This is a genomic window from Paenibacillus sp. NPDC056933 (genome assembly GCF_042674385.1).
GTDB lineage: Bacteria > Bacillota > Bacilli > Paenibacillales > Paenibacillaceae > Paenibacillus.
The window spans coordinates 11,988-26,545 of the sequence record NZ_JBHUQN010000013.1 but is presented as its reverse complement, the minus strand read 5'-3'; the positions used below and the strand labels follow the sequence as shown (position 1 = coordinate 26,545).

Annotated in this window: 12 protein-coding genes; 1 reads left to right on the top strand and 11 read right to left on the bottom strand. The window is 46.4% G+C overall.

Going from position 1 to position 14,558, the window contains the following annotated elements:
- Positions 1-300: 300 nt before the first annotated feature.
- The 6 genes from ACFTRD_RS32175 to ACFTRD_RS32150 all read right to left on the bottom strand — a co-directional run bounded on the left by ACFTRD_RS32175 (position 301) and on the right by ACFTRD_RS32150 (position 6,432).
- Entirely contained in the window at positions 301-1,569 is a 1,269-nt protein-coding gene (locus ACFTRD_RS32175) for an SEC-C metal-binding domain-containing protein (protein WP_379387037.1), read from the bottom strand.
- A 622-nt stretch (positions 1,570-2,191) separates the two neighbouring features.
- Positions 2,192-2,638 (bottom strand): hypothetical protein, encoded by a 447-nt coding sequence (locus tag ACFTRD_RS32170; protein WP_379387035.1) that lies wholly within the window; start codon positions 2,636-2,638, stop codon positions 2,192-2,194.
- Positions 2,639-2,743: 105 nt separating this feature from the next.
- On the bottom strand, positions 2,744-3,250 hold the full coding sequence (locus ACFTRD_RS32165) for a type 1 glutamine amidotransferase domain-containing protein (RefSeq protein WP_024633050.1): 507 nt from the start codon (positions 3,248-3,250) through the stop codon (positions 2,744-2,746).
- A gap of 286 nt (positions 3,251-3,536) precedes the next feature.
- Positions 3,537-3,704, bottom strand: coding sequence for a hypothetical protein (locus ACFTRD_RS32160; protein ID WP_192270224.1), 168 nt, complete (start codon positions 3,702-3,704; stop codon positions 3,537-3,539).
- 76 nt (positions 3,705-3,780) lie between these two features.
- Complete coding sequence (gene dtd, locus ACFTRD_RS32155; protein WP_379387032.1) at positions 3,781-4,242, bottom strand: D-aminoacyl-tRNA deacylase; 462 nt, start codon at positions 4,240-4,242, stop codon at positions 3,781-3,783.
- 12 nt (positions 4,243-4,254) lie between these two features.
- Positions 4,255-6,432: a RelA/SpoT family protein gene (locus ACFTRD_RS32150; RefSeq protein ID WP_379387054.1), complete on the bottom strand. Its 2,178-nt coding sequence runs from the start codon at positions 6,430-6,432 to the stop codon at positions 4,255-4,257.
- 374 nt (positions 6,433-6,806) lie between these two features.
- On the opposite strand from ACFTRD_RS32150, the gene uraA reads away from it, so the two are divergent.
- Complete coding sequence (gene uraA, locus ACFTRD_RS32145; RefSeq protein ID WP_379387030.1) at positions 6,807-8,123, top strand: uracil permease; 1,317 nt, start codon at positions 6,807-6,809, stop codon at positions 8,121-8,123.
- Between the two features lie 176 nt (positions 8,124-8,299).
- Here uraA and ACFTRD_RS32140 read toward each other — a convergent pair whose 3' ends face one another.
- The 5 genes from ACFTRD_RS32140 to secD all read right to left on the bottom strand — a co-directional run bounded on the left by ACFTRD_RS32140 (position 8,300) and on the right by secD (position 14,486).
- A complete protein-coding gene (locus ACFTRD_RS32140; RefSeq protein ID WP_024633046.1) occupies positions 8,300-8,812 on the bottom strand; it encodes an adenine phosphoribosyltransferase in 513 nt (170 codons plus the stop codon).
- A gap of 37 nt (positions 8,813-8,849) precedes the next feature.
- Positions 8,850-11,258, bottom strand: coding sequence for a single-stranded-DNA-specific exonuclease RecJ (gene recJ, locus ACFTRD_RS32135; RefSeq protein ID WP_379387027.1), 2,409 nt, complete (start codon positions 11,256-11,258; stop codon positions 8,850-8,852).
- A 39-nt stretch (positions 11,259-11,297) separates the two neighbouring features.
- Positions 11,298-12,263 carry a cation diffusion facilitator family transporter gene (locus ACFTRD_RS32130; protein WP_379387025.1) on the bottom strand — a complete coding sequence of 322 codons (966 nt, stop codon included), beginning with the start codon at positions 12,261-12,263 and terminating at the stop codon, positions 11,298-11,300.
- Positions 12,264-12,337: 74 nt separating this feature from the next.
- Positions 12,338-13,246, bottom strand: a complete 909-nt coding sequence (gene secF / locus ACFTRD_RS32125; protein WP_192270234.1) for a protein translocase subunit SecF — start codon at positions 13,244-13,246, stop codon at positions 12,338-12,340.
- Positions 13,236-14,486, bottom strand: a complete 1,251-nt coding sequence (gene secD, locus ACFTRD_RS32120; protein WP_379387023.1) for a protein translocase subunit SecD — start codon at positions 14,484-14,486, stop codon at positions 13,236-13,238. The genes secF and secD overlap by 11 nt, the downstream gene beginning before the upstream one ends.
- Positions 14,487-14,558 lie beyond the last annotated feature (72 nt).

The window sequence follows — 14,558 nt, the reverse complement described above, 5'->3', positions numbered from 1 at the left end:
TCAAGAGAATCCTTACAGCCTGGGGATTCCTCTCTGTTCATGTGGGCACGGAGTACTTGGTCCCGTCATCAAATCATCAAGTTATATTATTGAATAACGCTTATAGTTATTATATAACGTTTAAAGTTAATTTATTTTCTGATTGTAATGAACCGCAGTGCTAAAGTCAAGGGTTAACATGAAAAGATAGCACTAAAAAAATTCTCACACGCCGTACGGGATGCGGAGTCTACAGAGAACAAAGCTAATAGAAGCTGGATTCATCAAATGAATTCCAACTTCTATTGCCTTCTTATATCTCTATTGTTTCAGCATCCACTTCAGCAGATCCGGCACACTCGCCCATAGACGGGAGTGCATAATGACATATTCAATCGCTTCGTCGGAATCGCCCATTCCAACAAAATCAGGGAGGTTATGCGGCAGCCGCTTCAAACCCAGTAGGTAATCAGGCACATGTTTGTTCACACCCCTGGCCACACGGTACAGCATTTTGAGCTGGGAGGTGATTCCGTTCTTCTTATACTCTAGAATGATCTGGTCATAGGCAAAGGCGGCTGCGTCGTCACCTTTCCCATACTTCTCCAGCAGTTGCTCTGCCTGCTTCAATTGGTTGCTGTACAAATACACAGCAGCGAGCAGGTAACGCGCTCCGGTATTGTCTTCCGTATTAAGCTCCAAAATATGCTCCAGGATTTGTGCCGCCTCTTTGGCATCCCCGCCAAACCAGCAGGATTCGGCGTAACTTTTGCATATCCGGATATATGGACGAGTCTCATGAAGCCCCCAGAAGTCCCCTTTGTTCTTCTCAAAAAACAGTTCGCCCAGTTCGCGTTCGCCTGCAGCGATTCCGGCCTTGAGATAAGCCCGTGCATCAGACTCATTGTCCGATTCCTCAGCTAGAATACGATACGCATCAGAGCTGTCAGAATACATCTCCAGGGCCGTTTTCGCCAGCTGTATTCTGCGTTTGGAAGAACTGGCTTCCATCGCCTTATTCAGCAGAGCCTGCGCTTTGTCCTTCGATGTGCCTGGGCTGTTCAGAATCATCAGCTCGTCCGTTTCGCCGTCCATGCCGTATTCTTCGATGTAATTAAACATCTCCTTAACCTTTCGGGAGATCGTTGCTGTCGTTACCTCATATTTATCAGCCAGCTCAGTCTTCGAAACATTAAAGCCGTATTCGTCGGACAGCAAATACTCAATTGCGGCACAGAACGAGCCTGTCTTCTTCACAGTAGGGCGAGTCTGACGGGAATAGCCATTCCATAGTACCAGAGCTTCCAAAATCAGCTCCCGCTCGTATTGGTTCCTCATGTTCTCAATAAGCTCCAGGGCCAGTTGTTCGTGAGCCGGATGCTCCCATTTCAGTTCGTGCGCCACCATCTTTTTCAGCTTGGTCAAGGTCAGTTTGCTCTCAGGCTGAATCGAGGCTTTCTGGACAGACTGCTCCGTTGATATCAGCCGCAGTACGGATTCTACCGCAGAGGACTCCTTATCCAGACAGCATTTCTTATATTTTTTCCCGCTTCCGCATGGGCATAAATCATTTCTTCCAACCTTACTCAAAACTAATTCCCCCTTAAATCTATCACTAGCCATTCGCATGAGAACACTGTTGCTTTAGCATTATAGGTGTCATTTCTCAAACGAGGCATTCTCTATATAACTGACAATTTCCATCGATCAAGCAGAAAACGGCTGCCCCGCTCTTATATAAGGGCGGGGCCGTTGCAGCGAGTATACGTTCATCTGGAATATGACGGATCACTCTGGCGATAAATTCTCCACACTCTCTGTCATAGGATTGGATTCGCCTGAGCCCAATCGCTGGAAGCTTGATTTACCATCCAATGTAGCCCAACTATGAAAAAGATTCGCTTTAAAATATTCAAATCCATTTCTCTATTCTAGCAAAAATTTAAATACGGGGTAAGCTTCGCCCTAAACATATAAATTCTCATCTCAAAAAAAAGCCTGCACACGGTGTGCAGGCTCAAAGGATATATAAAAAAGGGGGTCATGCTTGTTATTATAAACGCCCTATGTTAAAGCCTTATGTAACTAATATTACAGTAATATTACAAAAATGATAGCGCTTTATTTATCTGATTTTCTCCCATATCAATTAAAGCCCCTGCAGCTGGTCCTGACATCGAAGTCAGGCACTACAGGGGCTTCATACTACATATTAATTCAATTCTTCCACATAAGCTTGGTTAGAGCGAAGTTTATGAACGATTTCCTCATAATCCTCATCCCTTACTTTGGCAGACAAAACATAATGCAGATCGTCATAGTCAGCCGAGGACACGTCCGCAGCATCCAGCAGATCGCCGTCCTCATTGACATTATCCCGGGGACCTCGCTCGGTATGGCGATCCACATTACTAACGACCGGAATTACATTTTCGCTGGCGGGTACCCCAGGTGCAGCACCCACACCCATGGCTCCATTGGTTCCTACGCCACCCGCTGTGTTATAAGGCACCAGAGGTACCATAATCCGTCTGTCTCTGCCAACCGCACTGTCCAGTTGCCCTACTTCCAAATGCTCTGTACGGAACGTCTGAAGGGAAGTTCTCGCTCCCTCCGCCTCGTCCTCGGTCCGAAAATAAGCCTGAATATGTTTTGTCATGTCAAACCCTCCTTTATCGGAATAAACGTTTTGTAAAATGAAACGTAGAAGCTTCAAGTTCACCTTACAACATAATTAAATTTAACGTACGCCCGTTCGACGTCATTAGATTACTTTTAACAACTCTCGGACAAATGCCGGTTCATCGGCAGGCGTTCTTGATGTAATATAATTGCCATCCACAACTGCTTCATGATCCTTGAATTCTGCTCCTGCGTTCACCATATCATCCTTGAGCGGAGGATAGGATGTAATTGTACGGCCTTTCAACAGGTTTGCACTTGCCAGAATTTGCGGACCATGGCAGATCGCAGCGATTGGCTTTTTGGCACTGTTGATTTCGGTCACGAATTTCAGAATGTGTGCGTCCGTACGCAAATTCTCAGGAGAGGATCCTCCAGGAATAACAACTGCATCGTAATCCGAAGCCGACACCTCAGAGATCGCTTTGTCTGAAGTATAGGAGGCTTTACCCCCTTTACCCTTCAGCGTCTCTCCCGCCTTCAAGCCGATAATTTCAACGTCGTGCCCGGCTTTTTTCACCTCATCATATGGAACCTGCATTTCCGAATCTTCAAAATCATTCGCCAATAAAAAAGCAACTTTACTCATAACGTATGTTCTCCTTTCTGTGTCGAAATTTCTTGAAATCGGGTATTCGCAGAAATTCATTATCTGCTTATCTCGTTCATTGCCCGTAATAAATATGTGAACTTGTCACTCCATTGTGCCTCGTTCTGTTATTACCCTAACTAGAGTCGTTTATAACAAAATGAGTCAGTATTATTTTGACTTTGATCTGGCGACTCGGATCAGGGACGGATTGAGTCCATAACAAAAAAAGTCTTGATTCGATAATCGAATCAAGACTTTTTATTTCATTCCATGCTCTCAGCACTCAGTCACGCGGAAGACGGCTCTGCTCTCCTTTATCTGAATCCTGAAGAGCCCAGATCGTAGTTGCGCATTCGGTAGCAGCACGGGCAAGCTTCAGGGACTCATACAGGTTTCCAGGTAGAAGCAAAGGTTCTATTCGGGAGCGTGTTTCCTTGACGGATTGGCGCATAATAGGTGGATACTCCTTTGATCATCGTAGGTTAATGAATCGAATTATCCCTCATTATGGCCTGTTCCCCAGCCAATTATGCATTTGTTTCTTGACGAATAGGGCTTTCCAGCATCAAAGTCACGGGTCCCCAATTGGTAAATGTCACATCCATCATCGCCCCGAAACGTCCAGTCTCTACCTGGAGCCCTTTATCTCGTAACAGCTGATTAAACGTTGTATATAACTGTTCTGCCGCTTCAGGTCTGGCTGCAGCTGCAAAGCTTGGACGTTTTCCTTTGCGGCAATCCCCGTACAACGTAAATTGTGAGACAGATAATACAGCTCCGCCCACGTCCATCAGACTGAGATTCATCTTTTCCTGCTCGTCCTCGAAGATTCGAAGTCCGGCGATCTTGTCGGCCAGATATAAGGCGTCTTTATCCGTATCCTCATGTGTAATTCCCACAAGTAACATTAATCCGGATTCAATTCGACCTGTCAGTTCGTCTCCCACGGTCACCTGAGCCTCTTTACAACGTTGTACAAGCACCCTCATCTTACAGGCTCCTTACTGCATAATCCGATGCACCGAATAAACATCTTTCACCCGTTTGATCCGTTCCACAACCGAATGCAGATGCTCCGTGTTGCGAATCAGAATTGTGACGTGCACCAATGCTAATTTATTTTTGTCTGTCCGTCCGGTGACGGCAGATATATTGGTTTTACTTTCGGAGACAGCCTGAAGCACTTCATTGAGCAAACCATTGCGATCATGGCCCGTAATCTCAATATCCACGCTGTAGTTGGCTTCAATATTTTCTTCCCACTCTACTTCAATGACGCGAGCTGCTTCTTCCCCATCCGTACTGGACGGAATATTTGGGCAATCACTGCGATGCACGGAAACACCCCGTCCGCGTGTAACATACCCGATAATATCATCCCCTGGTACAGGATTGCAGCAGCGAGCAAAACGAACAAGCAAATTGTCTATGCCTTTGACACGGATGCCATTGGTCGGACGGTTTCTGCGTTCGGGTGCAGGCTTCAGCTCACGCATCTCGGAATTCAGTTCAAGCAAGCTGGATTCTTCCTGCTCCTTGCGAAGTTTCTCCGTTGCTTTGGTCACAATCTGTGCAGCCGTAATCCCACCGAACCCAACTGCTGCGAGCATATCCTCAATATCATTGAAAGCATACTTTTTGGCTGCTTCCTGCAACTTGTCATCCGTCATCCAGGCAGATGGATCAAGTCCCATCCGCTTCAGTTCTCGCTCACAACTCTCGCGTCCTTTTTCAACGTTTTCTTCCCGCCGTTCCTTCTTGAACCATTGCTTGATCTTCGCTCGTGCATGAGAGGATTTTGCAATTTTAAGCCAATCCTGGCTCGGTCCATATGAATGTTTGGACGTCAAAATTTCGATGATATCACCCGTTTTGAGGTGATAATCGAGCGGAACGATACGACCATTCACTTTGGCACCAATCGTCCGATTACCCACCTCTGTATGGATTCTGTATGCAAAATCCAAAGGAACGGACCCTGTAGGCAATTCGATAACTTCCCCTTTTGGCGTGAATACAAACACCAGATCCGAGAAGAAATCCATTTTGAGTGATTCTACAAATTCAGACGCATCCTGAGCTTCATTTTGAAGTTCAAGAATCTCGCGGAAGAACGTAATTTTATCTTCAAAATGATTTCCGTTCGCAGCGCCTTCCTTATAGGCCCAGTGGGCAGCAATACCGAATTCAGCGGTGCGGTGCATATCCCATGTCCGAATCTGGACTTCAGTCGGTTCCCCATTCGGACCCACGACCGTAGTATGCAGCGATTGATACATGTTCGCCTTCGGCATCGCGATATAGTCCTTGAAACGTCCAGGCATCGGTTTCCATAACGTGTGTATAATTCCGAGGGTAGCATAACAATCCTTGATGTTATCCACAATAATACGAATCGCAAGAAGATCATAAATCTCGTTAAACTGCTTATTTTTCGTTGTCATTTTTTTGAACACGCTGTAGATATGCTTAGGACGACCCGACAGATCTGCTTGAATTCCCATCTCATCCAGCTTGCTCGTAATGCCGTCCATAACGGTATCAATATATTGCTCACGTTCCGCACGCTTTTTGTGCATCAGGTTTGCAATTCGATAATATTGCTGCGGATTCAAATAACGGAGGGCGATGTCCTCCATTTCCCATTTGATCGCAGAGATACCCAGACGGTTCGCAATCGGACAGAAAATCTCCAACGTTTCATACGAAATCCGGCGTTGGCTTTCTTCCGACTGAAACTTGAGTGTCCGCATATTATGCAGACGGTCAGCCAATTTGATCACGATGACACGGATGTCCTGCGCCATGGCGATGAACATTTTGCGGTAGTTCTCGTTCTGCTGTTCTTCCTTGGAGCGGAACTGAATACGTTCCAGCTTCGTCAAGCCGTCAACAAGCATGGCACACGTATTGCCGAAATGATTGCGGATTTCTTCAAGTGAAACCGTAGTATCTTCTACTACATCATGAAGAAGCGCTGCAATTATGGAGATGGTGTCCATCTGCATGTTTACAACAATATCGGCAACCGCAAGCGGATGCAGAATATACGGTTCTCCCGATTTTCGCGTCTGTCCATGGTGGGCCTGATCAGCAAATTCGTAAGCTTCACGTATGCGCACCAGATCGGGTTCTTTGATATACGCCCCGGCCTTCTCGAGTAATTGCTCTATGCCCATTCTGATCTGTTCCGTGTCCTTTCTATACAAAATGGAACCCGTGACATAATATCAACACAGGTTCCCCGTAAAAGTAATTTCCTATAATTATGACGCTTCGCTCGTTTCTCGTCAACTACTGACGAATAAGAGAACATATCCATTTTTCTTAAACGTTATGTACCATTTCTGAAAGATGTTGCCCAATATACGACACGGGGTGGGAATGCTCCTCATTTACTAGACATTATTGCCGTTATTTACCGAAATAGAAGGAGAAATTGTAGGAATATAAATTCTTTTACCCTGCTCAGCAGAAAAATGTTATTGCTTAATTATGAGAAACTCTGTACTATATTGAAGATTTGTGTTTCGGAAAAAGGAGATGAAACTGCTTGCAACGTGAAATTCAGGTTAATCAAAAGATGCCACTCGGCTCAGGCTCACTGCTGAGTCTCCAGCATTTGTTCGCCATGTTTGGCAGTACGGTACTCGTGCCGAACCTATTCGGTGTCGACCCAAGTATGATTTTGCTTATGAACGGTATTGGAACATTGTTGTACATACTTATGTGTAAAGGAAAAATCCCTGCTTATCTAGGGTCAAGCTTTGCGTTTATCGCGCCCGTTTCTTCCGTGTTAATCGCACACCCTAACAACGGATATTCCATGGCACTTGGAGCGTTCATCGTAACAGGCGTTGTTTTCTGCATTGTGGCTCTTGTCATCAAATATGCGGGAACAGGCTGGATTAACGTGGTATTCCCGCCAGCAGTTATGGGCGCCATTGTTGCCCTGATCGGTTTAGAGCTTGTACCTGTGGCAGCCGGAATGGCTGGCCTGATCAATTCAAATCCTGCGGAGAATCCCGACTGGATGCCTCAGGCTAAACCAATTATTTTAGCCATGGTTACTCTTGGCATCACTGTTATTGGAGCAGTAACGTTCCGCGGATTCCCCAAGATCATTCACATTCTGATCGGGATTGTATCTGGTTACGTGCTCGGATACTTTATGGGTGAAGTAAAGACTGAGAATATAGCGAACGCTGACTTTATATCGCTGCCTACAGTAACGACACCGACTTTTGACTGGTCTGTCATCTTCACCATTTTGCCTGTCGCACTTGTTGTCATTGTCGAGCACATCGGACATCTGCTTGTAACGAGCAGCATTGTGGGCAAAGATCTGTCCAAAGATCCCGGTCTGCATCGCTCCCTGCTCGGGAACGGCGTTTCAACCATCCTTTCCGGTTTCGTTGGGTCCACGCCGAATACAACGTATGGTGAGAATATTGGGGTTATGGCTCTAACAAAAGTTTATTCCACCTATGTAATTGGCGGCGCAGCTGTCATTGCCATTGTGCTTTCTTTCTCTGGAACCTTCTCGGCTTTAGTGGCCAATATTCCCGTCCCGGTTATGGGTGGTGTATCCCTGCTTTTGTTCGGAGTTATTGCGGCATCCGGTTTGCGTATTCTGGTCGAGCAGAAAGTCGATTTCTCCAAACCGACCAATCTTTTGCTAACTACCCTTGTACTCGTCATTGGACTCAGTGGTACTGAGATCACGCTGTATGGAGTTCATCTCAAAGGAATGGCTTTGGCAACCATCGTCGGAATTCTGCTGAGCTTGTTGTTTAAATTATTTGAAGTATTGGGTTGGTCGAATGATCAAACGGAGAAACAGCCTTTAACCGAGAAAACTCCGGATTGATTCCTTGCCGACTAATTTTGAACGAACAATGTTTATTCATTCTTCATCTTATACATCGTACAACGCAAAAAGCCTGCTCTCTAACCTTAACGGGTTGAGGGACAGGCTTTTTTTTGCAAATAGTTAATGCTGTATATTATTTCCCGGGAAACGTGAGACCCAGTTTAGCCGGAATTCTAGTAGTTCATCAATGTAAATACATCAATTCCAGGCAATTTCGCACGTCCATTCAAATCAGACAACTCAATCAGGAATGCTGCACCTACAATTTTCCCACCCAATTGTTCAATCAGGTTAATGGAGGTAGCAATGGTTCCGCCTGTTGCCAGCAGATCATCTGCAATCAGAACATTTTGTCCTTTTTCAATCGCATCTGTATGCATAGCAAGCGTATCTTTGCCATATTCAAGATCATAACCGACTTCGATCGTCTCTCCAGGCAATTTTCCGCTTTTGCGGATCGGTGCAAAACCGACACCAAGAGCGTACGCCAGAGGAGCGCCCACAACGAATCCACGTGCTTCAGGTCCGGCAATAACGTCAATTTTGAGATCCGAAACCATTACTTTCAGCTCATTGATCGCCTTGCGGTACATTTCTCCATCCTTCAACAATGTCGTAATGTCTTTGAAGCTGATTCCCGGTTGTGGAAAGTCAGGAATGACACGAATATAATCTTTAAAATCCAAAATAATCTCCTCCTAAAATAAATAGCACAACTTCTATCTAAGATACGCCCTTCATCCGGGATATCATCCATTGAGTCAACTGAGGGGTGGGTGCATCCAGCATCACCTGCTCTGTCTCGGCCATACTTTCCAGTGCCTGATAGTGACGCGAAGCAGTTAGATCACGCTTGGGCGGGTTATCCACAAACGCTATCTTCCCATGGTCTCGGGTAATGAACGATAACTCTTCAAAAACATTCAGCATCATGGTAATCATGCGCGGCGAGCAGCCACACTGACGACTGAGCACAGGAGTAATCTCTTGTTCCTCTACGGGCTCAGCTCTCCATTTCGACACCAGCATATAAATACGCTTGAAGAGTTCTCTGGAAGGCATCTGAAGGCGATCTCGATGGTTGCCTGATCCGTGCAGAAGGATGATATTCTCGGCTCCGCTGAATAAGGACAGCATGGCATCAAGTTGTTCCGGGGTTTCCGGCGTATCAAACACAAATAACGTCCGGACCTGTTCCTGTCCATAATGCTGAGCAGCAGCATTACACGGAAACAGCCCGACCTTTCTATCATATACCCAAAGGCACGGTTCATACAATGAATTTCCCTCAGAAACATTCGTTTCTTTCCGAACGATGGCACCAATAGAGCCCGACTTGTATCGTAAATGTACTTCAAGCGAACTCAGGAAATGTTTCATCGCGTTTAGCGGTTCCGTATTGCCTCGCAGATCGAAAACTTGCGCATGAGGGACATGAATGTCCTGAAGCATCAATTGTGGCTTCCTCATGCCATTCCACTCATTAATGGACAATTCACCCATCACATCTATGATCGAGCCTGGTGGCAGAAACTCAGCCAATGTTCCCTTGCCAAAAGCGACTGTTTCCAGTTGCTGTCCGTCCTGTTCCAAAACCAGTTTCAGATGACGTTTCTCACGCCCCATCGTCCGTGTTTCTTTTACAGTCACATGGCGAAGTACAAAACGAGGGGAAGGATTATTCATGCCAAACGGTTGCAACCTGTCGATTTCTTGAATGACCTGTAACGGTACATCACTGATTCTGCATTCATCATCCGCAAGACGATGAGGGATAAAGTCTTCTTCCGTCAACACAGTTGCAGCAAACTCATTCAGCCCTGCTTCAAGCTCTTCAAGCTGATCACGATGAAGACTCATACCTGCTGCAGCTGGATGACCCCCGTAATGGTCCATCGTGTGTTTACAAGCCGTTAATGCCTCATAGATGTCCAGTCCCTCTATAGAGCGTGCTGAGCCTTTACAAGCGCCGCTCTCCGGGTCAATGCCCAGGATTAGCGTTGGCCGATAATATCGTTCAAGTAGCTTGGAAGCTACAATACCTACAACGCCAACATTCCAACCTTCTCCTGCCAAAACGATGACATCCGGCACGGCCCCTGAGTTAAGTTCAATTTTTTGCTCCAACTGGGCTGTCGCTTCCTGAAGTATACCCTCAACGACCTGTTGCCTTTCACGATTCAACAAGTCCAGCTGACCTGCCAGACTATGCGCCTCATCCAGATCCTCCGTGGTAAGCAGCGATACTGCTCTTCCAGCGTGATCCAGACGTCCACTGGCGTTAATGCGCGGAGCCATGGCAAAGGCGATATTAATCGAAGTGACCTGGCTTTGGTCCACACCACTAATTTCAAGCAAAGCACTTACACCAGGCAGACGCGTACCACGCATGGATTCAACGCCATAACTGACGATAACCCGATTCTCACCTTCCAAAGGCATCAAGTCGGCAACGGTACCGATTGCAGCAATCTCCATCCATTCTCCTGGCACTTCCCCAATCAATGCCTGAGCCAGCTTCAAAGCCACCCCTGCACCAGCCAATCCTTTAAAAGGATAAGGACAGCCGGGAAGCTTGGGATTAATTAGCGTGTAGGCCTTGGGCAGAACCTCGGGAGGTTCATGGTGGTCCGTCACAATGACTTCGATTCCCAGTGTTGAAGCATAGGCTATCTGCTCTACCGCACTGATTCCGGTATCAACCGTGATAATCAGCGTGACACCCTGTTGATGGGCCCAATCCAGAGCATGATTGTGTAGACCGTATCCCTCATTGGAACGATGGGGAATATAGATATCGTATGATGCACCAAGATGGCGCATTAAATGAATCATCAGCGATGTACTGGATACGCCATCCGCGTCATAATCCCCATAGATTAAAATATGTTCTTCACGCTCAATGGCCTGCCGGATTCGGGGCACAGCTTCTTTCATGCCTAGAAGCAGATAAGGATCATGCATCTGATTCAGATCAGGATGGAGAAACCGTTCTGCCTCTATTTCATTGTGCACCCCACGACTGACCAGCAAACGTCCAACAAGTGATGAAACGGAAAGCGCCTGCGAGAGTCCCGCAGCCGCCTCCAAGTCGATATTTGGTGTATTCCACCGATATTGCGAATAAAGCAATGATAACGCTCCTTTCCTGATCTACACGACCAAGCTTCATTACTGAATTAATGTCGCTTCAGGATCTGGCAGTTCATGATTGGATTTATAAGGATATCCGGGATCATAAGGTATAGCCTGGATCTGTACTTCTTTGACATGACTGAACCGGGTCAGTAGTAGTGTCTTCGCCCGATTCGCAATTTCCTGTGCCTCCAGCACGGAAATTCTGGGGTTCACACTAATGACCAGTTCAATCGTAACATCATGTTCCTGCTCACGTGCTACCAGATGTTCAATCGTAATGATGCCATATACACGCTGCACCGTCTCTTTAAAATCAAGTGCTTCTTCCTGTTCCAGTTCCTGAACAAGTGAACCGTATACGGTATCCACAATCATTCTGTATCCCTTGTGAAGAACAAAACAGGAAGCGATCAAGGCAGCGGCAGGGTCCATATATCGAAGAATACTCCACCCCGTGGTCTCTCCTGCCATGGAACCTATAATGCCGACCAATACAACAAGCGAACAGTAGAGTGCCCGGCGATGCTGCTGTGCATAAGCCAGAGCCTGTGACTGATTTCGTTTACGGAAATACCGATACTGGTATTGAAAGATTGCTTCTTTGACAGCCAATGCTGCAAATGCCACCACAAGTGCATGTGTGTACTTCTCTAGCGATTCGGGTTCATCCCCAGACAGACTGGTTAAAGCAGAAATGGCAATCTGTAGGCCTCCCATAAGGATGAGCACAGACAATAATACCGAAATCCCAGGTCTCGCGATACGCGAACGTTCCTTTGACCGCTCCCCGCGATCCTTGTTTTTCGTTTGTACAGACTTCGAGGGAATGAGACCGGATAATGAAGAAGCAGCTTCTGAGGCGGAGTACAGGCCGTCTGCAAGCAACGATTTGCTGTTTGCCATATAACCGAATCCAGCCTTGATTACTGCAAGTGTCATATTCCCGGCGATCCCGCTCCACGTGGCAGCGTGAGCAGATGGGATACGTTCTCTGGTCATGGATATGCCCCCTTTATTACTCTGCCTAAAGTTGCAAAACCGCGCCTGGCAGACGCGGCTTAACAATAACGTATTTAGTTGGATGCTTTGACAGCTGCTTTAGGTTTTTCTGTTTGTTTACCTTTGAGTACCAGCCACAACGGAGCGGCGATGTAGATGGAAGAATATGCACCGAACAACGTTCCGATGACCATGGCAAGTGAGAACATGCGAATGGATTCTCCACCAAAAATAAACAAGCAGAGCGAAGCGACAAACACAGTGAATGTTGTATTCAGGGAACGTGTCATCGTTTGCGCCAAACTGCGGTTGACTACTTCACGCAAATCGGCTTTCGTTGTCTTTTTGGCAAAACGCATATTCTCACGAATCCGGTCAAAGATAACGATGGTATCATTGATCGAGAATCCGACAATGGTCAGTACAGCCGTAATGAAGGTCAGATTCACTTCCAGACGGAATATCGAGAATACACTAATGACTACAAACGCATCATGGAAAAGCGCAATGACCGCAGCCAAGCCAAACCGCCATTCAAATCGAATAGCCACGTAGATCATAATTCCGATACTCGCGATAAGAACCGCGTATATGGCATTGCGTTCAAGTTCTTTCGCCATCTCCGGGTCAACCGTGTTGACTTCATAAGAAGCGGTTGAGTCCAGCTTGGTGAACTCTTGCTTAAACTTACTTTCCTGAGTTTCATCCAGTACGTTCGAGAAACGAACGTTAACTCGATCAGCGCCAGGTGTAATATGAACATCGTTTGCGTCAACGCCAAGCTCAGTCACAATCGGCTTAATTTGTTCTGTCGTGATTGCTTTGGATACCGTAATATCCACATTTGAACCCGAGCGGAAATCAACTGCATAATTCAAGCCAAGGGCCAAAATACTGATAATACCTGCAATCGTCAAAATGATGGAAAACGTGTAGGCAATTTTACTGCCCTTAACATAATCAAAATTCCAATTAAAGCGCACGAATTTCACTCTCCTTCACTCCGAAGTACTTAGGCTTCTTCAACACGTTAGCCCGCACAAGCAGGGTCAACAGGAAGCGGGAGAAGAAAATATTCGTGATAATGCTGGTCACGATGTCAAAAATCAGTACCAGTGCGAAACCTTTAACCGCACCTGTACCCAGGAAGAACATAACTGCGGCAGCAATGATGGTTGTAATGTTGGAGTCAATGATTGTACGGAAGGAGTGTTTACCTCCTGCTTTGACCGAAGACAATATGGACTTGCCACTGCGCATTTCTTCCTTAATCCGCTCGTACGTGATGATGTTGGCATCTACGGCCATCCCTATCCCCAGGATAAATGCCGCGATCCCCGGAAGGGTAAGCACGAATTCCCCCATATAGAAGATTGCAAGTACCAGCCACGTATGTGTAATCAAGGCAAAGCTCGCAATAATCCCCGGAATACGGTATAGACCAATCATGAACACCAGAATAATTACGGAACCAATTAATCCCGCTTTAATCGTCTGGTCCAGAGATAGTTTACCCAGCGTTGCACCAACGCTTTGAGAGTACTTCTCTGTCAGTTTCAACGGCAACGCACCCAAATTAATGGTATCACGAAGCTGATTGGCTTCCTCACGCGAGTAATTACCCGTAATCTGCGCTGAGCCATCACTCAGCTGCTGCTGTACGGTTGGAGCTGACAGCAATTGATCATCCAGATAGATGGCCAATGGTTGTCCAATCAAACGTTTGGTGATCTCAGCAAACTTGGCTTTGTCTTTAACCTGGATGTCGATCATCGGCGCGTTTAACTGGTTGAATACCACCTTGGCGCCATTTTCCACGAACTCATTTCCCCGAAGCTCGATTTTGGTGTATTCGCCTTCTTTGTCATTCTTAGCTTTACTGCGGAAGGTCATGACAGCAGGTTCTTTCATTTTGGCTCTAACCTCAGCCTCGTCGGTAACCCCGGCCAGCTTCAAACGGATCCGGTTCGTTCCTTCAGTTGTTACTTCCGGCTCGCTTGTTCCGAGCGCATTGGCACGGCTCTCCAGACTTTTTGCTGTTTGCACCAAAGATGCTTTGGTGACTTCCTGTCCTTGCTCCAGTGGCTCTGCTTCATATAGGATCTCGTAGCCTCCTTTTAAATCAAGGCCCAAGCGTATATTTTTTAGCAGCCCTGGACTTGTGCCCAACATTACTCCTGCGGTCACAAGCACGACCAGAATGAAACTGACGATTCTTTTCATGCCGTTCCTAGATCCCCTTTCGTTCTCAATATTCCTATTATAGCGATGCCGTAAAAAGCAGTCAATTTCCAA

Bases quoted from the DNA above. Each gene is read 5' to 3' on its own strand.
- ACFTRD_RS32170 (WP_379387035.1), bottom strand. From the start codon at position 2,638: ATGACAAAACATATTCAGGCTTATTTTCGGACCGAGGACGAGGCGGAG.
- ACFTRD_RS32165 (WP_024633050.1), bottom strand. From the start codon at position 3,250: ATGAGTAAAGTTGCTTTTTTATTGGCGAATGATTTTGAAGATTCGGAA.
- ACFTRD_RS32160 (WP_192270224.1), bottom strand. From the start codon at position 3,704: ATGCGCCAATCCGTCAAGGAAACACGCTCCCGAATAGAACCTTTGCTT.
- dtd (WP_379387032.1), bottom strand. From the start codon at position 4,242: ATGAGGGTGCTTGTACAACGTTGTAAAGAGGCTCAGGTGACCGTGGGA.
- ACFTRD_RS32150 (WP_379387054.1), bottom strand. From the start codon at position 6,432: ATGGGCATAGAGCAATTACTCGAGAAGGCCGGGGCGTATATCAAAGAA.
- ACFTRD_RS32130 (WP_379387025.1), bottom strand. From the start codon at position 12,263: ATGACCAGAGAACGTATCCCATCTGCTCACGCTGCCACGTGGAGCGGG.
- secD (WP_379387023.1), bottom strand. From the start codon at position 14,486: ATGAAAAGAATCGTCAGTTTCATTCTGGTCGTGCTTGTGACCGCAGGA.